This window comes from Streptomyces sp. SGAir0957 (genome assembly GCF_043523415.1).
Genome location: NZ_CP027293.1, coordinates 1,504,304 through 1,523,640 on the forward strand (window position 1 = coordinate 1,504,304; position 19,337 = coordinate 1,523,640).

Below are 19,337 nucleotides of genomic sequence, written 5' to 3' on the forward strand. Positions count from 1 at the left end.
CGGGGAAGGCCGCCGTCCGTGAGTCGACGCGGCCGCCGGGACATCGGGCTCGGCCTCCTCGGCGTGCTGCTCGCCCTCGCCGTGTGCGAGGCGGTGCCGCGGGCCGGACTCGTGCGGCGCAGCTACCTCCCGCCCGCGTCCGAGGTCGTGGCGCGGGCCGCCGAGTTGGCCGGGGACCCGGCGTTCCTCGACGGGGTCGCCCAGACGGTGCGCTGCTGGGCGCTGGGGCTGGCCCTGGCCTGCGCGATCGCCGTCCCGGCGGGGCTGCTGCTCGGCAGCGTGCGGGTCGTCGACGCGGCGGTGCGGGCGATCGTCGAGTTCCTGCGGCCCATGCCGTCCGTGGCGTTGATCCCGCTGGTGTCGCTGCTCCTCGGCTCGGGCGCGGAGACGGAGGTCGCGCTGGTCACGTACGCCTCGGTGTGGCCCATCCTCTTCAACACCATGTACGGGCTCGGCGAGAGCGACCCCCTCGCCAAGGAGACGCTGCGCGCCTTCGGCTTCGGCCGGCTCTCCGTGCTCCTGCGCGTGGAGCTGGCGGGCGCGGCCCCGTTCATCGCTGCCGGTATCCGCATCTCGGCCGCTGTCGCCCTCATCGTGGCCGTCGCCACGGAACTCCTCTCCGGCTTCGGCCAGGGCCTCGGCATCTTCATCGCCCAGTCCCAACTCGCCACGGACGGCACGCGGGACGTACTGGCGGGAGTGGTCTGGGCCGGCACCCTCGGCCTGGTCATCAACGGGGTGCTGGTGGGGGCGGAGGGGGCGCTGTTCCCTTGGACGGCTGAGCGGCGGGGTCAGCGGCGGGGGCGGGAGGCGGCGCACGGTTCCGCGCGGGTTCCCGTGGCCCGGGGAACGGCGGCGGTTCCGGCGGGCGCCGGCGCGGGAGGGGCCGCGGCGATCGCTCCGGCCGAAGGCAGCGCGGGACGGGACGCGGCGATCGCTCCGGTCGATGACGGCCCCGGACGGGCCACTGCGAAGGCTGCCGCAGAGGAGAGTCGGCCCGCGCCTTGTGCGGCGAAGTTTGCTGCGGTCGACATCCGACCCACCCAAGCAACGGCGCCCCGCACAGCAGGCACCCCCGCGAGCCCCGCATCGGCACCCCGCACAACAGACACCCCCGCGAGCCCCGCATCAGCACCCCGCACAACAGGCACCCCCAAGAACCCCGCATCAGCACCCCGCACAACAGACACCCCCAAGAACCCCGCAACGGCGCCCAAGTCCCCCACCACACCCACCGCCCTCCTCCGCTGGCCCGTGCTCCTCCTCGCCCTGGGCGCCTGGGAACTCGCTGCACGCGCGCGTGGATCCGTGTTCTTTCCTGCCCCGTCGGCGATCGGGCGGCACGCCCATGCGTTGTGGTTCTCCGGGCCCGTGGAGCACCTGTTCCTCACCGGCGCCGCGCTCGACGCCATCGGGCCGAGTCTCGGGCGGATGGCGGCCGGGTTCCTGATCGCCGCTGTCGTCGGGGTCGCGCTCGGGGTCGCCGTCGGGCGCTCCCGCCGGGCGTACGCGCTGTGCGACCCGGTGTTGCAGTTCGCGCGGGCCGTGCCACCACCCGCGCTAGTCCCCGTCTTCGTCGTGGTCCTGGACTTCGGTACGCCGATGCAGGTCGCGTCGATCGTGTTCAGCGCCGTATGGCCCGTGTTGATCAACACGGCGGAAGGTGCCCGCACCATTGATCCCCTCCGCCTGGAGGTCGCCGACGTCCTGCGGCTCACCCGGGCCGAACGGCTCCGGTACGTGATCGTGCCCTCGGCCCTGCCCAAGATCTTCGCGGGGCTGCGGCTGAGCCTCTCGCTCGCGTTGATCCTGATGGTCTTCTCGGAGCTGCTGCCCGGCACGGAGAACGGCATCGGCTTCACCCTCACCGACGCCCAGTCCCGCTCGGACCTGCCCACGGTATGGGCGGCGCTGGCCCTGCTCGGCGTCCTCGGCTACCTGCTCAACACCGGGCTGCTGGCGATCGAGCGACGCCTGTTGGCCCCAGGAAGGACGGCATGACGCACCACGAGATCAGCGACACCGACCACGGCAGCACCACCGTCCGCGAAGCCTTCGTCTCCTGGCTCCGCGACACCGGCATGACCACCGTCTTCGGCAACCCCGGCTCCACGGAACTCCGTATGTTCCGCGACTGGCCCGACGACTTCCGCTACGTCCTCGGTCTCCAGGAGTCCACGGCCGTGGCCATGGCCGCGGGGCACTCCCTGGGCACGGGCCGCGCCGCCTTCGTCAGCCTGCACTCCGCGGGCGGTGTCGGGCACGCCCTGGGCGCCGTCTTCAACGCCTACCGGGACCGCGTGCCGCTGGTGATCGTCGCCGGGCAACAGGCCCGCTCACTCCTGCGGTTGCGCCCATTCCTCGGCGCCGACGAACCGGCACAGTTCCCGCGCCCGTACGTCAAGTTCGCCCGGCAGCCCGACCGCGCCGCCGACGTCCCGGCCGTTCTCGCCGAGGCGCACCGGGTGGCGATGACGCATCCGCGCGGGCCGGTGTTCGTCTCCGTACCGGAGGACGACTGGGACCGGCCGGCCGAACCGGTCGCGCCCCGGGCCGTGCACACCCGGTTCACCGCCGACCCGGACGCGCTGGCCGCACTCGCCGCCCGCCTCGACGCCTGCGCACGCCCCGCCCTGGTCGTCGGGCCGGGCGTGGAGGACGAGGGGGCGCTGCCCGAGGCGCTGGCGCTGGCCGAGCGGATCCGTGCCGGGGTGTGGATCAGCCCGTTGTCCGGCCGTTCGGGCTTTCCCGAGTCGCACCCGCTGTTCCAGGGGTTCCTGCCCCCGGTGGCGGGCCGCCTTGCCGCGCGGCTGGCCCCGTACGACGTGGTGGTGGCGCTCGGGACGCCCGTGTTCACGTACCACGTGCCGGACGACAGCCCGCCCCTGGCGCCGGGCACGGAACTCTTCCACCTCGACTGCGACCCGGCCCAGGCGGCATGGCTGCCGATCGGTACGAGCCTGGTCACGACCCTGCGGCCGGCCCTCACCCGGCTCCTGGCGACGGTCGGCGCCTCGGACCGCGAACCGCCGAAACCCCGCACACCGCCCACCACCGCCCCGCTCTCCGGGGACCGCCTCACGCCCGAACTGGTCCTCGACGAGCTGCGCCGCCGTCTCCCCCGCGGCCGTGTCCTTGTCGAGGAGGCACCGAGCCACCGCGACGCGCTCCACGCGCGCGTGCCCATCGATCAGCCCGGCGGCTTTCTCACCACGGGCAGTGGCGCTCTCGGCTGGGGGCTGCCGCTCGCGGTCGGCCGGGCGCTCGCCGACATGCGGCGCGTGGTGTGCGTCCTCGGCGACGGATCGGCGCTCTACTCGGTGCAGGCGCTGTGGACGGCGGCCCGCCACCGCGCCCCCGTCACCTTCGTGATCCTCGACAACGGCGGCTACGGCGCGGTCAGCGCCCTGGGCCGCCGCATCGGCGTCGCACCGGTCCCGGGCACGGACATCGGCGGCATCGAGTTCGCGCGGCTCGCGGAGGCGTTCGGCTGCGCCTCCGACCACGCCGACCGGCCGGAGGACCTCGCCGGGGCCCTGGACCGCGCGGTGACGCGGCTCGGGGACGACGACGGCCCGCACCTGCTCCACCTGCGCGTCACCGGCGCCGACGGCGTGCTGTACGAGCCCTGGGCCGAGTGAGGTCGCCCCATGCTCAGCCTCGACTCCGTGAGCCAGTACTACGGCGATCACCACGTGCTCCACGACGTGTCCCTGACCGTCCCGGACGGCCAACTCCTGTGCGTCGTCGGGCCGTCCGGCTGCGGCAAGTCCACCCTGCTGCGCACCATCGCCGGGCTGCTGCCCGCGCGCGCGGGCACGGTCACCGTCGACGGCACGCCCGTCACCGGCGTCCCGGCGCGGCTCGCCGTCGTCTTCCAGGATTACGGCCGCTCCCTCCTCCCGTGGCTGACCGTCCGCGACAACGTGGCGCTGCCGCTGCGCCGCCAGGGCCTGCGCCGCGCCGAACGACGCGAGGAGGCGGAGCGCATCCTGGACCGGGTCGGCCTGGGCGCCGCCGCCCGCCGCCACCCCTGGCAGCTCTCCGGCGGCATGCAGCAGCGGGTCGCCATCGCCCGCGCGCTGGTCGTCCGCCCGTCGCTGCTGCTCATGGACGAACCGTTCGGATCGCTCGACGCGCAGGCGCGCGAGGACCTGGAGGACCTCCTCCTCGACGTCCACCGCGGCGAGGGCACGACGATCGTCTTCGTCACGCACGACATCGACGAGAGCGTCTACGTCGGTGACCGCGTCGTCGTCCTCTCCCCCGGCCCGGGCTCCCGCGTCGCCCTCGATCTGCCCGTCGAACTCCCCCTGGAACGCGACCAGATCGTGACGCGCGGCCTGCCCGAGTTCGTGGCGTTGCGGGCGGAGGTGGGACAGGCGGTACGGACCCGAAATGGCCCAGCCATGCCATAGCCGATTGGCCCCACGTGCCGGGCCATTCCCCTCCTACGCTGCACCCATGCCCATGCCCTCGCCCTCGCCCATGCCCACGCCACAGCCCACGACCACCACCAAGACCCGCGTCGACTTCTACTTCGATCCTGCCTGCCCCTTCGCCTGGATCACCTCGCGCTGGCTCCTCGAGGTCGAACCGCTGCGCGACCTCGACGTCCGCTTCCACGTCATGAGCCTCTACCTCCACAACGAGGGCAACGATCTGCCCGCCTGGTACCGCGACCTCGTCGACCGCTCCCTGGGCCTCGTCCGCATCGCCGTGGCCGCCGCGCACCACACCTCACCCGACGTGCTGCGCGGCCTCTACACCGCCCTCGGCACACGTATCCACACCCAGGGCGAGCAGGACTTCGACGCCGTCGCCGCCGATGCCCTCGCCGAACTCGGCCTCCCGGCGTCCCTCGCGGACGCGGCCCGCACGACCGACCTCGATGACGCCCTGCGCCGCAGCCACGACGCGGGCAAGGATCCGGCCTCGGACAGCTACGTCGGCACACCCACCCTGCGCATCGACGGCACGGCCTTCTTCGGCCCGGTGCTCAACAGCATCCCGCGCGGCGAGGAAGCGGCCCGGCTCTTCGACGCCGTACGCACGCTCGCGAAGCACCCGGACTTCTTCGAGCTCAAGCGGGAACGGACCGGAAACCTCCGCTTCGACTGAGGAGCGCGATCAGGACAGTCCTGATCAACCCTGACCACACCATGGACAACTGCCGTGTCCCGTCGTTACGTTCAGCGGCGGCTGACAACGATGTCGAGTATCGCCGTCCAGCACGAGGTCGAGCGACGAGGACGAGCGACGAGGTCGAGCAACGAGGTCGAGATCCGAGCGCGCCGGCCGCGCGCGGGGGAACGGAGATCATCGATGGTGACACGGCGAGGTCTGCTGCGGACGGGCGGCGCGGTGCTCGCGGCGGGCGGGCTCGGACTGTCCCTGCCGCCCCACCAAGCGGCCGGCGCGCCTCTCACGGCCGGGGCACCGAACGGGACCGGGGCTCCGAACCGGGCCGGGGCACCGAGCGGGACCGGCCGTCTCCTCCCCTCCTTCGGCCGCCCCAAGAAGCTCGACGTGGCCGACGTCAGCGCGCTGAACGGCCATGACCAGTTGCTGCTGACGACCCTCCAGGGCGTCGTCAACCGCCGTGCGCCCCGCCTCTACTTCAGCTTCGACACCGGCGACACCGACCTGCGCTGGCTGCCCGGCACCGGCGCGGCCGTCACCCACCACGACCGCGCGCTCGCCCTCCTCGACCGCTACCGCGACGAGGTGCGCGGTGCTGTGTTGATCGACCCGGACGTGCCCGACTCCGTCAACGTCGCGACGACCCTGGCCGGTCTCACGGACGCGGTGGCTGCCACCGCGGAGCAGGCAGCCGCGTACGGGCTGCGCACGGTGTCGGACCTGCGCGGCCGCTTCGACCCCGACGACGTCCCGGCCACGTACCGCTGGCAGCTGGAGCACCTGTTCCCGCGCTGCGCCCGCACGCTGGTGGCCGGTCTGCCGCCCGTGCGCACCGTGCGCGTCCCGGGAGTGAAGTGGCGCGAGGTCGCGCGGGAGACGACGCGCGTGCGCGACAGCTCCAACCGCCGGGTGCGTGCCCTGGACCTGAGCCCGGAGCTGACCGGCGACGACCCGGTGGACGCGGTCTACCTGCGGTTCCAGGACTCCTTCGGCGACGACGGCTGGGGCGCGTCCGTGGGCTCCGTGGTCGTCAAGGCCGACGACGGGGCGGAGATCGCCCGTTTCACGCCGGGCACCGAGGCCGAGTCCCCGTTCCTCTTCGACGGCCTGAACTCGTCGATCGGCGGCGACTCCAACCGGTTCGGCGACGGCAGCGGCGGCTACTTCGTCTACCGCTTCCCGGTCCCCGCCGGCACGAGACGCCTTGTCGCCGAGATCGATCTGTGGAACCAGTTCCTCGTCACCGCCACCACCACGGCCCCCACCCGCGTCGAACCGTTCCCCCACTTCCGCGACTACGTGGTCGCGAGCAAGGCCATGGTGGTGTGGCTGCCGCCCGCGGGCGACACGGGTGACCTGCTCGACGAGACGCTGAGCCGTTACGCGCCGACCACCCCGTACACCGGCTGGTTCCCCAACGACGTGGCCGGGGAGTGGGGCGGCGTCGACCGCGCCTCACGGCACGGCATCGAGGTCGTCGCCACGGACTTCTACATGAACGCGACGGTCCACGCGGGCGCCCCCGCCCGGATCTCCGGCCGTGTGCGTACGCGGCCGAAGGCGAGACTCCGCAACGGCGTCTACGTCACGTTCACCGTCGGCGAGGGCGACAACGCGCAGTACTGCCAGCGCCGTATGCGGGACATCTGGGACGACCCGGCGCGCGGCTCCGTCCCCGTCAACTGGACCGTCAGCCCTCTCCTCGCCGACCTCGGCCCCGCGCTCCTCGCCCACTACCAGCGCACCGCCACCGCGAACGACCTCCTCGTCTGCGGCCCGTCCGGCGCCGGTTACGCCTACCCCGCGTCCTGGCCCGCGGAGCACCTGGCCGCCTACACCGAACTCACCGGCCGCTACCTGCGCCGCACCGGCATGGACCTCGTCTACGCCTACAACCCGCGCAACACGGCGGGCGACGGCTGGCTCCCCTTCGACGAACGCGTCGTCACCTCGTACGCGCGTCACACGCCCCTGCGCGGCATCATCCAGTCCTGGGAGACCGGCGACCTCCTGACCCGCACCGGCGGCATCCCGGTGATCGGCAACTTCTACCCGCAGGGCAAGGGCACGGAGTTCCGCGACGCGCTCCTGCGCCATGTCGAGGGCCGGGACCCGTCCGCCCCTCTCTTCATCGCGGCGGCGATCAACGCGTGGGACTGGACGCCGACCGACATCGCTACGGTGGCGGGCCTCCTTGCGGACCCGTTCGAGGTGGTGCGCGGCGACGTGTTCTTCGACCTGCTGCGGAGGTCGTGACGCGGGGCCGGTGAATGATCCTGCCGGGGTGTCACGGGCCGGGCCCGACTCCGTCCATCAGAACCAATGCAGGCAATGCGGAGCCCGCTCCGTGCGGAACAAGGCGTCCGCGCGCCCGGCGGCCTCCGCGTGGTGGGCCTCGACGTGGCCCGCGCGGACCAGCGTGGTCGGTGTCACGCCTCCCAGGTAGAGGGAGCCCAAGTCGCCTACGTGCAGGGACAGATCGGGCCGCTCGGCCGTGGGGACGCAGATCGCCTCGCCGTCGCGCACGGTCAGGCAGTACCGGGTGTGCTCCGCGAGGAACGGGTCCCGGACGTCCAGGACGAGTTCGCCGTCCGTGGTCCAGCCGCGGGCCGCCATGGCGCGCGGGATGTCGAGGAGGCGTACCCAGAGCCAGTCGTGGGGGCCGCCGACCTCACCCGCACGCAGGTCGGCGAGTTGCCAGCGCAGCGGGTGGTCGGGCGGGACGTGGCGGAAGACGACCTGGGAGACCAGGTCGTGTCCGAGCGCGAAACGGGCCAGGGCCGTGAAGGCCGCGTCGTCGGTGGTGACGGTCTCGTCGACCGTCAGCGTCGTGGGGTCGCCGCCGATGGAGTAGGCGGCGTAGCCGTCCGCCACCCCGTCCGCGTCCCGGTGCACGGCGACATAGCGCGGCGTCCGCGCCACCGGCGGCTGTCCCGCGCCCAGGTCCCACCAGCGGTGCGGCCGGGACAGCGCGCCGGGCTGGGCTCGGCGGTACCGGTCGTAGACCTCTTCGAGCAGTTCCTCGCAGTCGGAACGCGGCAGCACCTCGACCGACCCGGTGTCGTCCGTCGCCGCACGCGCGCGTGGCGCCGCGAACTCCGCGCGGTGGCGCGACACCGTCACGGGAGCGGTGAACGTCGCGGGGCCGTACCCGAACCTGCCGTAGATCCGCGCCTCGGAGGCCAGCAGCACCGAGAGGAACTCGCCCCGAGCTCGTACGTCGGCGAGCTGACGCCGCATCAGCGCGCTGAGCACACCGCGCCGCCGGTGCGAGGGCACGACGCCGACCCCGGTGACACCGGCGACGGGAGTGAGCGCCCCGCCAGGCAGCGTCAGGTCGAAGGAGTACGCGGCCGCTGTGCCGACGGGCCGCCCGTCCGCCCCGAGGGCCAGTAGCCCGCGCTCCATCTCCAGCGCCGACCACCAGCGTCCGCCGTCCGCGACCGGGGTCTCCGGGAACTTCCCGAATGCCGTGTGGAGCGTATTGACGAAGACGTCAAGGTCGTCGTCGGTGGTGGAGCGTATGTCCATCGTTGCTTCAGCTCCTTCTCCGCCTCTGCGAGGCATCAAGTATTGACGCGCGTGTGGACGCATTGACGCGTGATGCACAACGCACAACGCATGACTCATGACGCCCGAGGCATGACTCATGACGCCCGGCGCATGGCGCGTCCAGGTCGTCGCGGGACCCCGTCGTCAAGGCCCCAGCGTCACCGCTCCACGGAAGCCTTCCGGTCCGACCGTCGCCATCGCGTCGAGCGCCGCGTCGGGGACCGGCAGCAGATGCGCGTCGACCCAGGTGTCCCCCGTCGCCGCGTTCACCCAGGGGTCCTCGATGACGACGGCTCCGGGTACGACGCCATGGCAGAGCACCCAGTGCGGTACGTCGAAGCCCTGCATCTCGGCGAGGGAGAGGAGGAGCAGCACATGTGCGCGCCCGCCGTCGAGCGTCTCCCGGACCGTGCTCAGGGCGAGGCGGTCCGGATCGACCGGGATCCCGGCGTGTTCCGCCTCCGTACGGGAGGCGCGTTGCAGTACGGCGCGCCATTCCCGGTCCGCCTCCTGGAGGTGGTCGAGCATGACCGGGCGGTCCGTGTCGAGGTGGACCGTGACGGGGGTCGCGGGCCAGGCGCGGCGCAGGGCGACGCCGAGGCCGACGGGCTCGCAGGCGTTGAAGTTGGTGGCGTCGCGCCACAGGGTCAGCTCGGCCTGCCGGTCGAGCGCCTCCGGCGGCAGCGTCCCGGCGTGCGCCTGGGCGACGAGGGCGGTGACGGCGCCGCAGGTGAAGTGGGTGGTCTGCCCGTAGTACGGGGGCTCGGTGGGGGCCGGGGTCGTGGCGTCGTGCAGCCAGCGCACGTACGCCGCCGCCGGGCCCTTCGCCGCCTGCGACTGCGACAGCGGGGTTTCCAGGGGTGTGAAGCCGGCGGTGGTGGCCTCCTCGTGACTCGCCGTCCAGCCCTCCCACTTGAGCTGCGCAAGGCCGCGCCGACGGGCCTCGGCCTCCACGGCCCGCACTGCCGCCGGTACGTCACCGACGGCGTCGACGATCTTCAGATACGCCGTGCCCGGCCGCGCCGTCACGAGCGCGGCGGCCGACCAGTCCTCGTCCGTCCCGTCGGCCACCGCCACCAGGTGCGGGGCGTGGGCGGAGCGGTCGACCGCGCGCCAGCGGTCGAGTACCGCGGCGTCCGCGAGCCGCGCCAGTCGGCGCGGCAGGGCGTCGGCCTCGTAGCGGACAACGTGCCTGATCATGTTCCGGACCTCCTCATCACCCACACGAAGTACGGCGCCCCCACCAGCGCGATCATCAGCCCCGCCGGTACCTGCGCGGGCGCCACGACCGTGCGGCCCAGCGCGTCCGCCACGCACACGAGGACTCCGCCGAGCAGCACCGAGACCGGGATCGCGCGGGCGTGGCGCGTTCCGACCAGGGAGCGGGCGAGGTGCGGGGCGACGAGGCCCACGAAGCCGACGACGCCCACGGCGATGACGCTGAACGCGGCGAGGACGGCGGCGATCGCGAGGGCCGCGAAGCGGGTGCGTCCCACGCGGACGCCGACGATGCGCGGGGTGTCCTCGTCGACGGCGAGCAGGTCGAGCCGGTCGCGCAGGAACAGCAGGACGGGCAGGGCGAGCGCCAGGGCGACGGCGACCGGGACGACGTCGGGGAAGGTGCGCCCGTACGTCGTGCCGGAGAGCCACGTGAAGATGCGGGGCGTGTCGTACGGGTCGGCGCGCAGGAGCAGGAAGGTGGTGACCGCGCTGAGGCCGTAGCCCATGCCGATGCCGATGAGGACGAAGCGATCCGGCAGGAACCCGCCGCGCCAGGACAGCAGGGCGATGACGGCGAACGAGGCGAGACCGGCGGCGATGGCGACCATGACGAGCACGGGCTGTCCGCCGCCGAGACCCGACGTGGCGACGGCCGCCGCCCCGAGCCCCGCGCCCGCCGTGATGCCGAGGACACCCGGTTCGGCCAGCGGGTTGCGCACCGAGCCCTGGACGACGCACCCGGCGAGGCCGAGCGCCGCGCCCGCGAGGACCGCGGCGGTCACGCGCGGGACGCGGTCGTCGAGCGCCTGGCCGATCAGGTCGGGGGCCGCCCCCTGGGCCCACAGCACGACGTCCCCCGAGCGCAGCCACAGGCTTCCGGCGAGGACGCCGACGACGGCGGCGACCGCGAGCAGGACCGTCGCGCCGGACGTGACGAGGAGGAAGGCACGGCGGGAGCGGACGGCGACCCGCGCGCGTGGGGGCTGTCGCAGCCGGCCCGTGTCGCGCAGCCGCAGGGCGAGGACGACGATGACGACGGCGCCGAGCAGTGCGGTCGGGACGCCGGTGGGAATCGACGCCGCTCCGTCGGCGCCCTGGATCGCGCGCAGGGTCGCGTCCGCGAGGAGGACGAGGAGCGCGCCGAGGAGTCCGGCCACCGGCACCAGGTACAGGTGGCGGCGGAGTGCGCCGACGCGGCCCGCGAGGAGGCGGGCCAGGACGGGCGCGCCGAGGCCGACGAAGCCGATCGGGCCCGCGAGGGTCACCGCCGTGCTGGTCAGGAGCACCGCGCAGAGGACGGCGGTCACACGGGTGGACCGGATGGGCACGCCCAGGGTCGCGGCGGTGTCGTCGCCGAGGTTCATCACGTCGAGGCGGCGGGACAGCGCGAGGGCCACGCCGAGGATCACGATGACGAGCGGGACGGCACGCATCGACGCGTCGATGTTCAGCTGCGCGAGCGAGCCGCTGCCCCAGGCGTAGAGGCCGGTGGTGTTCTTGCTGAAGAGGATGAGGAGCATCCCGGTGGCCGCGTCGAGCGCCATCGCCGTCGCCGATCCGGCGAGGATGAGGCGGGTGCCCGCCGTCCCGGCGGCCCGTCCGGCGAGGAGCAGGACGAGCGCCGCGGCGACGAGGCCGCCCGCGAAGGCGACGGCGCCCGACGCCCACAACGGGACGGAGAGGCCGAACGCGGCGACGAGGGTGAGCGTGAAGTAGGCGCCCGCCGTGACCGCGAGGGTGTCGGGCGAGGCGAGCGTGTTGTGCGTGACGGACTGGAGCAGCGTGCCGGCGCAGCCGAGGGCGAAGCCGACCGCGACGCCCGCGAACAGGCGCGGCAGGCGGGAGCCCGTCAGGATCTCGCCGACCGGCGCCCCGTCCGCCTCCCCGTGTCCTCCGGCGAGGTGACGGATCAGGTCGCCGACGCCGACGCCGACGCCCGACGTGCCTTGCGTCAGGTGCCACAGGCCGACCAGGACGGTCGCGAGGACGAGGGCGCCGAGGACGGCCGCCCCGGCGAGGCCGCCGCCCGCGCGCGCGGCGCGTGGCAGCGGCCCGCCGTCGGTCACCGCCGCTGTGCGTACGGTGCTCACTGCTTGGCGCTCACTTCTCTTCACTCACTTTTCTTCACTCACTTCTTGTCGCTTACTTCTTGTCGCTTACTTCTTGTCGGTCACTTCTTGTCGAGCACGTCGACGTACGCGTCGATCGCCTGCGCGCACGAGCGCGGGCCGCCCGCGCCCCACACGCGCGCGGGGAACGCGTGGGCGCGGCCTTCCTCGACGGCCGGGAGCTTCTTCCAGATGGGGTTCTTGGCGAGCGCGGCGACGTACCCGCCCGCGCCTTCGTCGTTCGCGTAGAAGAGGTTGGCGTCGCCGACGGCGGTGAGGCCCTCGACGTCGGTCTGCGCGAGGCCGTAGGAGGGGTCGACGCCGCCGTCGCCGTGCTTCTTGTTGACGTCGTTGGTCCAGGCCGGGTTCATGCCGAGTTCCTTGCCTATCTCGGTGAACAGGGCGCCGTCGCTGTAGGGGCGGACGGTGAGGTTGCCGCCTTCGAGCCAGCCGTCGAAGAAGAGGAAGTCCTTGGTGGGCAGGTCGGCGTCGGTGACCTGCTGCTTGGCGGTGGCGAGGTGGTCGTCGAACTCCTTGAGCACTTGGTCGGCCCGTTCGGTGCGGCCCGTCGCCTTGCCGATCATGCTGAAGACGTTCCGCATGTTGCCGATCGGGTCCTTCGGATCGGCGCCCTTGGTGGCCATGACGGGGACGCCGCGCTTCTCCAGCTTCTTGATCATGTCGTCCTTGGCGTCGAACGCCTCGACGACGATGAGGTCCGGCTCGGCCGCGTAGAGGGTGTCGAGGTCGGGCTCCTCGCGGGTGCCGATGTCGGTGACGCCCTGGGGCAGCTTCTCCGCGCTGACCCAGGTGCGGTACCCCTTGGCGTCGGAGACGGCGGTGGGGGTGACGCACAACGTCAGCGCGTCCTCGACCTGCTGCCATTCGAGGACGGCGATGCGCTTGGCGGGCTTGTCGAGCTTCACGGTGCGGCCGACGCCGTCCTTGAAGGAGACCGGCTGCGTCGAGGTGGCCGTGGTGTCCGAGGCACAGTCCTTCGACGCGGGTGACGCGCTCGCGTCGGCGCCGCCGCCTGAGGTCGCTTTGTCGACATCGGTCGTGCCGCAGGCAGCCGCGGTGAGCAGGGCGATACCGGTGGCGGCGGAGGCCGTCAGGCGACGGGCGCGGGTACGCGTACGCGCACGGTTCATCGGGGTCTTCTTTCTCAAGGGCAAGAACGTGCCGGGAGGGGAGGGTGGGGTTCAGGAGAGGTGGCGGCCGACCGGGTCGATGCGGACGCGGCCCGTCCGCGGGTCGGCGCTCACCTCGACCCGGATGTCGTAGACCTCGCCGATGTTCTCGGCGGTGAGGACCTCGGCGGGCGGGCCCGCCGCGTGGACCCGGCCTGCCCGCATGAGGACGAGCGTGTCGGCGACGCGGGACGCCTGGTCGAGGTCGTGCAGCACGATCCCGACCGCGAGGCCGTGCGTCCCGACGAGATCGCGTACGAGATCGAGCGTCTCGAACTGGTAGCGCAGGTCGAGGTGGTTGGTGGGCTCGTCGAGGAGGACGACGCCGGTCTCCTGGGCGAGGCAGGCCGCGAGCCAGACCCGCTGCATCTCGCCGCCGGACAACTCCCCCACCTGCCGCCCCGCCATGTCCCGTACGCCGGTGACGCCCATGGCGCGCTCGACGGCGGCCCGGTCCTCGGCGGTGGGCCCGGCGAAGCCGCGCCGGTAGGGATGGCGGCCGAACGCGACGACCTCCGCGACCGTCAGCCCCTGCGGCGCGGGCCGCGACTGGGAGAAGAGGGTCACCTCGCGGGCGAACCGGCGGGGGCTCAGCAGCGCCGCGTCCTGGGCGGACGCGTCGCCGGGCGCGCCGAGGGTGACCCGGCCACCGTCCACCCGGTGCAGCCGGGACAGCGCGCGCAGGAGCGTGGACTTCCCGCTGCCGTTCGGTCCTACGAGGGCGGTGGCGCGCCCGGGTTCCAGGGCGAGCGAGACGCCGTGCACGACCGGGCTGCCGCCGTGGCGGAGCACGAGGTCGTGCCCGTGGAGCGCCTGCCGCGAGGGGCTTGTGAGCATGAGGGGGTCCGGACGATCGCAGGGTCGGGGAAGCGGCACCCCGCAACAACTAAGGGTTACCTAACTCGAAGAAGGCTATATTCCGCTTGCCACGTCGACAATCAGGAGTTCTCGCCACGCGATACGGAATTCCGGACATCCCCGGGTACGCCGGTCGCGGCGAAGAACGCGCCCGGCGTCACCCCGGTGACCCGCCGGAACGCGGCGATGAAGGAGCTGGGCTGCGCATAGCCGAGCACCTCGGAGATGGTCGTCACCTCGAACCCCTCGGAGAGGAGCAGCAGCGCCCGGTGCACCCGGAGCAGTTGCCGCCACTGCGCGAAGGAGAGCCCGGTCGCCTGCCGGAAGGCGCGGGTGATCGTCCGGTCGCTGGTGCCGAGGTGCCGCGCCCACTCCTCCAGGGACCGGCTGTCGGCGGGGTCGTCGAGCAGCGCTTCGGCGATCGCGTCTATCCGGGGGTCGCCCGGCAACTGGAGCGCGAACTGCCGCTCCGACGGCTCGATGACGTCGAAGACGACCGCCTCCGCGCGGGCCCTGGCGTCCGCGTCCAGGTCCGTACGGGACAGATGGGTCAGCAGTGACTCCAGGAGCGGCGTCATCGCGATCGACTTGGGTTCCTCGAAGGCGACCGGTGTCCGCTCCGGGGCGAAGAAGGCGTCCGAGAACTCCGCCCCCGCCGTCGCCCGCCCCGCGTGCACCACTCCGGCGGGCATCCACAGGCCGTGCCCCTCGACCACGGTGAGCACGCGGTCGCCGACGCGGGACGTCAGCGTGCCGCCACGCACCCAGACCAGCTCGTGCAGGGGGTGCGAGTGCGGCGACCACTCCGTGGGGTCCCGCACGACACGGAACCCCGCGAGGATGGCACCGGCGGACCCGGCCCCCCGCTCGGGAACCGCCTCGGCCCGCCGCACGACGGTGCCGGTCTCCCGACGCCACATCCCGGGGGTCGCGTCACCTCGGGACGTTCGCACCATGGTGCGTAGTTTATCCGGGGTGGTGAGCGCATCGTCCGAGGTGGTGAGCGCATCGTCCGGGGTGGTGAGCGCGCCCGGCACAGCCCTCGCGCGCGGCCCAGCCCCCCGCACGCGGGGACCGCCGCCGCTGTCATCACTCCGTCCCGGGTTGTCACAGTCATGCCATAGCTCTCGCACGCCTCCTGTCCACTGTCAGTGCCGCTCGCTACGGTTTCTTCTGGGCATCACGAGCACGACGGCGAAGGGATGCACGGGGGATGGGCTACACGATTCCGGGCTGGCTCGACGACGTCCTGGACTTCATCGGGATCAACTTCCCGAACGTCGACGAGGACGACTACCGCGAAATGGCCACGGCGATGCGGGAGTTCGCCGACAAGTTCGAAGGGCACGGCGGCGACGCGCACAAGGCGTTCTCGCGCATCCTGTCGTCGTCCGAGGGCTGGGCCGTCGACTCGATGGAGAAGCACTGGGGCCAGATCAAGGCGAGCCATCTGGAGAAACTCCCGGAACTGGCAAGGCTGTTCGCCGACGCGTGCGACGTGCTCGCCGACATCGTCTTCGGGATGAAGACCAAGGCCGAGATCGAACTGGGCGTGATGGCCGCCTCGGTGGGCATCTCGGCCGGCCTGGCGGTGGTCACCGGTGGGCTCTCCGCACTGATCGGCGCCGCCGAGGTCGCCGCGATGCGGCAGCTCGTCAAGCGGATCATCGACGAGGCCGTGGACCGGATCGTCGACGAGGTGCTCGCCAAGATCACTGAACCGATCAACGCCAAGCTGGAGGCGATGGTCGAGGACATGGTGCTCGACCTCGCCGAGGGCGCGTTCAGCACACAGGGCGGCGGGGGCGACGGCAAGGGCGGCGGGCACGGCGGGATGAATCTCGCATCGGCCAGCGGCGTCAGCGGCTCCGGGGCCAAGGTCACGCACATCGACCATGTCGAGTTCGAGGACGGCGCCGGAAAGGTCTCGACGCACGGCAAGGAACTGCACCTCAATGCCACGACGCATCTGACGAAGGCCAAGAACGCCTTCGGGAAAAGCAAGGGAAAGGACCCGTTCACCCAGGCTTTCGACAGCGTTCTCCACGGTGCGCTGAACGGCTCGGAAAAAGCGCTCGTCAAAATATCGAAACACATCACCGAAACCCTTCCCGACCACGTCAAGGCGGCGTCCAAGGTCCACAAGGACAAGGATCACGACGTTAAGGACAAGGTCAATAAGATCGAGTCCAAAAGCGGCGCCGACGCGGAACAGCGGACATATCTCCTGCATTCCGACGGGTCGATACAGCGCCTCCACGCGGACGGCACCACAGGAAAGCTCGACGATCACGACCGGATGCGGCTCGACGGGATCGCCCGGCCGGACGACACCTTCTACATCCCGAAGACGGACAAGGAGAAGGCGGACTTCCACGCCGACAGCGAGCACAAGAAGCGGGTCGTCTCCCAGAAGGTCTCCCCCTACGGGTACGACCTCGCGGAGGCCACCCACGCGGCGCGCAAGTCCCGGGGCGACGACAAGGGCACCAACTACGCCGCCGGCCGGTACTTCGACCAGGAGGGCCGGGAATCCGTGCTGGTCGGCTACAGCAACAAGCTCGGGCACTCCGAGCGGATGATCGGCCGCCCGCTGATCCACGCGGGGCTGCAGGACGGCCTCACCGAAGTGTTCAGTTCACGCGAGCCCTGTCAGAAGAACCCCGTGTGCGCGCGATGGCTGAGCTACCACTTCGGCGACAACCTCCAGGTGACGCACGCGGCCGACTACTACGACGAGAAGGGGAAGACGACGAACAAGGAACACATCGCTTACGTCAACAACCTGAAGAAGATTCTTCACCTCTGACCGTGCCAATTCCCCTCACCTACCTGAAATCACCGTGTTGTAGGATGTGCCAGTGAACTTCTCCGTGACGCCGACAGCAATGGTCGAAGCCTACGGCCTGGAAAACGTGGTCTTCTTTCCGCAATACGCGGACGCGGCCGTGGAGCCGAAATCCGGCAGCCTGCTGAGTCTGGTGGGGCTGCCGCATTCCGACGTCTTCTCTTCACGTATCGACCCGGAGGACCCGTACGATCCCGGACTCGACCCGGTGGCCCTCGGCAGCCGCTTCGACCATTACGGATTCCCGTGCCCGGCGGAGAGCCGCTCGTGGTGGATGCTGGGGAATCTGTTCACGTCGCTCATCGCGTTCGACCCGCAGTCCGGGAAGGTGTACGCGTTCCCCGAAGGCGAAGAGGGCTACATCCTGCTGCACCGGGACGTCGAGTCCCTGCTCTTCGCGTTGATCGAGTTCCGCAGGCTCGAGGTCGACCACGACGAGGAGACGCTGGAGCCCGAGGAGCTGAGCGAGCGGTTCAAGCGCGTCGTCGGAGAGTTCGACCCCACGCCGTTCGCCGACGAGGACTCCCAGTGGAACCTGTCGCTGCAGGAGCTGGAGGACGGGATGTGGTGACCCGCACCCACGCGCGGGTCACCATCCGCTGAAGCCGCTCCCGGCCACCGGGCCACTCCGCTGAAGCCGCGTCGGGCCGCGTGTTCAGGCGGCCCGCTCCGACAGGAACGACTCCCAGGTCCGGTCGCCGTGGACGGCCCGCGCCGACGCCAGGTTCACGCCGTCGCGGTAGGCGCGACCGGCCTTGCCCGGCATCCGCATCCCGAGGACCGGGCGCCTGCGCCCGGCGGCGGTCAAGTAGGAGCGCACCACGTCGTCCATCGTGTACACCTTCGGCCCGGCCAACTCGGCGACGAGACCGGCCGGTTCGCCGAGGGCCAGCTCGACCAGGCGCTGCGCGACGTCGCGGACGTCGACCGGCTCAAGACGCATCCCGGGCGCCGGGACGAAGGGCAGCTTGGCCATCTTGGCGACCATCTCGTGCACCAGGTCGTGGAACTGGGCGGCCCGCAGCATCGTCCACGCGATGCCCGAGCCGGTGATCGCCTCCTCCGCCGCGCGCTGCGTCGCGAACCAGGCCATCGGCATCCGGTCGGCGCCGATCACCGAGATGTGCACGAGGTGCCGCACCCCCGCCTCCCGGGCCGCGGCGACCAGGTGCGCGGCCACCTTGTCGTCGCCCTTGGCGCCACCGGCAAGGTGCAGCACCGTGTCCACCCCGTCCAGCGCGGCGGCGACGCCTTCACCGGTCGCGAGGTCGCCGGTGACGTGGGTGATCCCCTCGGTGTCCGCGTGTGCGCCGCGGCTGAGCACCCGCAGGGGGCGGCCGGGCGCCGCCGCACGCAGCAGCGGCAGCACATGGCGGCCGAGCGTTCCGGTGCCGCCGGTGATCAGGATCGTCGCGTCAACAGTCATGATGTACCCCTTAGTTGATCGTTCGTGTGGCGTGCGGGCTTCGGTTCCGCTGCTCTGACACGCCGCCGTGGGGGGATGTGACCGATGCACGAAAAAAATCTTGGAGCGAATCTTCGGGCCGAGGTCTTCGAGGCCCACCGCCCGCACCTGCGCGCCGTCGCCCACCGGATGCTCGGCTCCCTCGCGGAGGCCGACGACGCGGTGCAGGAGACCTGGCTGCGCGCCAGTGCCGCCGAGGTCGGCGAGGTGCGGAACATCGGCGGCTGGCTGACCACCATCACCACCCGGACCTGCCTGAACGCCCTCCGCTCCCGGGCCGCGCGCCGCGAGGAGGACCTGCCCACCGCGCACGGGAGCGACCGCCCGGACGGCGGCCCCACCCCCGAGCAGGAGGTGGAGGCCGCCGACGCGGTGGGCATCGCGCTCCTCGTCGTACTCGACACGCTCACGCCCGACGAACGGCTCGCCTTCGTCCTGCACGACCTCTTCGCCCTCCCCTTCGACGAGATCGCCGCGACCCTGGAGCGCACCCCCGCCGCCGCCCGCCAGCTCGCCAGCCGTGCGCGGCGCCGGGTCCGTGGCACCGCCCCGGCCGCCCCGGACTCCTCCCGCCAGAAGCAGGCCGTCACCGCGTTCCTGGCGGCGACCCGCACCGGCGACTTCGAGGCGCTCGTCGCCCTGCTCCACCCGGACGTCGTCCTCACCGCCGACCCGGCCGTGATCCCGACGCCGGAACCGGTCGTCGTCCTCGGCGCGCACACGGTCGCCAAGGGCGCGATGGCCGCCACCGGACGCGCCCGGTTCACCGGCACGGCTTTGCTGGACGGCGCGTACGGCCTGGCCATGGCCCCGCACGGCCGGCTGCGTCTCGTCCTCACCTTCACCCTCCACCCCGACAGCGGCCTGATCACCGCGGTCGACGTGATCGCGGAGGCGGAGCGGCTGGGGGCGGTGGAGGTGGCGGTGGCCTGAGGGAGTACGGAAGGCACCGG

The 19,337-nt window shown here is 72.1% G+C and carries 15 protein-coding genes; 8 read left to right on the plus strand and 7 right to left on the minus strand.

The annotated features are described in order from the left end of the window. Positions 1-18: 18 nt before the first annotated feature. From C1N81_RS12120 to C1N81_RS12140, 5 genes are all read left to right on the plus strand, one after another. Complete coding sequence (locus C1N81_RS12120; RefSeq protein WP_394428798.1) at positions 19-2,001, plus strand: ABC transporter permease; 1,983 nt, start codon at positions 19-21, stop codon at positions 1,999-2,001. Further along, positions 1,998-3,641, plus strand: coding sequence for a benzoylformate decarboxylase (gene mdlC, locus C1N81_RS12125; protein WP_394428799.1), 1,644 nt, complete (start codon positions 1,998-2,000; stop codon positions 3,639-3,641). The genes C1N81_RS12120 and mdlC overlap by 4 nt, the downstream gene beginning before the upstream one ends. 9 nt (positions 3,642-3,650) lie before the next feature. Then, the gene (locus C1N81_RS12130; RefSeq protein ID WP_394428800.1) at positions 3,651-4,418 is read left to right on the plus strand and encodes an ABC transporter ATP-binding protein; all 768 of its coding nucleotides are present in this window, start codon (positions 3,651-3,653) and stop codon (positions 4,416-4,418) included. Positions 4,419-4,470: 52 nt separating this feature from the next. Continuing rightward, a complete protein-coding gene (locus C1N81_RS12135) occupies positions 4,471-5,121 on the plus strand; it encodes a mycothiol-dependent nitroreductase Rv2466c family protein (RefSeq protein WP_394437883.1) in 651 nt (216 codons plus the stop codon). Between the two features lie 204 nt (positions 5,122-5,325). Then, on the plus strand, positions 5,326-7,398 hold the full coding sequence (locus C1N81_RS12140) for a GxGYxYP domain-containing protein (RefSeq protein ID WP_394428801.1): 2,073 nt from the start codon (positions 5,326-5,328) through the stop codon (positions 7,396-7,398). A 57-nt stretch (positions 7,399-7,455) separates the two neighbouring features. Here the strand turns inward: C1N81_RS12140 and C1N81_RS12145 are convergent, their stop codons facing one another. The 6 genes from C1N81_RS12145 to C1N81_RS12170 all read right to left on the minus strand — a co-directional run bounded on the left by C1N81_RS12145 (position 7,456) and on the right by C1N81_RS12170 (position 15,027). Next, positions 7,456-8,673 carry a GNAT family N-acetyltransferase gene (locus tag C1N81_RS12145; RefSeq protein WP_394428802.1) on the minus strand — a complete coding sequence of 406 codons (1,218 nt, stop codon included), beginning with the start codon at positions 8,671-8,673 and terminating at the stop codon, positions 7,456-7,458. 165 nt (positions 8,674-8,838) lie between these two features. Then, a complete protein-coding gene (locus C1N81_RS12150) occupies positions 8,839-9,894 on the minus strand; it encodes a peptidase C39 family protein (RefSeq protein ID WP_394428803.1) in 1,056 nt (351 codons plus the stop codon). Then, positions 9,891-12,005, minus strand: a complete 2,115-nt coding sequence (locus tag C1N81_RS12155) for an iron ABC transporter permease (RefSeq protein WP_394428804.1) — start codon at positions 12,003-12,005, stop codon at positions 9,891-9,893. The genes C1N81_RS12150 and C1N81_RS12155 overlap by 4 nt, the downstream gene beginning before the upstream one ends. A gap of 80 nt (positions 12,006-12,085) precedes the next feature. Continuing rightward, the gene (locus tag C1N81_RS12160; protein ID WP_394428805.1) at positions 12,086-13,174 is read right to left on the minus strand and encodes an iron-siderophore ABC transporter substrate-binding protein; all 1,089 of its coding nucleotides are present in this window, start codon (positions 13,172-13,174) and stop codon (positions 12,086-12,088) included. 51 nt (positions 13,175-13,225) lie between these two features. Further along, positions 13,226-14,050, minus strand: coding sequence for an ABC transporter ATP-binding protein (locus C1N81_RS12165; RefSeq protein ID WP_394428806.1), 825 nt, complete (start codon positions 14,048-14,050; stop codon positions 13,226-13,228). Positions 14,051-14,151: 101 nt separating this feature from the next. After that, entirely contained in the window at positions 14,152-15,027 is an 876-nt protein-coding gene (locus C1N81_RS12170; protein ID WP_394428807.1) for a helix-turn-helix domain-containing protein, read from the minus strand. A gap of 257 nt (positions 15,028-15,284) precedes the next feature. Here C1N81_RS12170 and C1N81_RS12175 point away from each other — a divergent pair, with 257 nt between their 5' ends. Beyond that, entirely contained in the window at positions 15,285-16,880 is a 1,596-nt protein-coding gene (locus tag C1N81_RS12175; protein ID WP_394428808.1) for a nucleic acid/nucleotide deaminase domain-containing protein, read from the plus strand. Positions 16,881-16,932: 52 nt separating this feature from the next. Continuing rightward, the gene (locus C1N81_RS12180; RefSeq protein WP_394428809.1) at positions 16,933-17,490 is read left to right on the plus strand and encodes an SUKH-4 family immunity protein; all 558 of its coding nucleotides are present in this window, start codon (positions 16,933-16,935) and stop codon (positions 17,488-17,490) included. Positions 17,491-17,574: 84 nt separating this feature from the next. On the opposite strand, the gene C1N81_RS12185 is transcribed toward C1N81_RS12180, so the two are convergent. After that, positions 17,575-18,345, minus strand: a complete 771-nt coding sequence (locus C1N81_RS12185) for an SDR family oxidoreductase (protein WP_394428810.1) — start codon at positions 18,343-18,345, stop codon at positions 17,575-17,577. 84 nt (positions 18,346-18,429) lie between these two features. On the opposite strand from C1N81_RS12185, the gene C1N81_RS12190 reads away from it, so the two are divergent. Further along, positions 18,430-19,317 carry a sigma-70 family RNA polymerase sigma factor gene (locus tag C1N81_RS12190; RefSeq protein ID WP_394428811.1) on the plus strand — a complete coding sequence of 296 codons (888 nt, stop codon included), beginning with the start codon at positions 18,430-18,432 and terminating at the stop codon, positions 19,315-19,317. Positions 19,318-19,337: the final 20 nt, after the last annotated feature.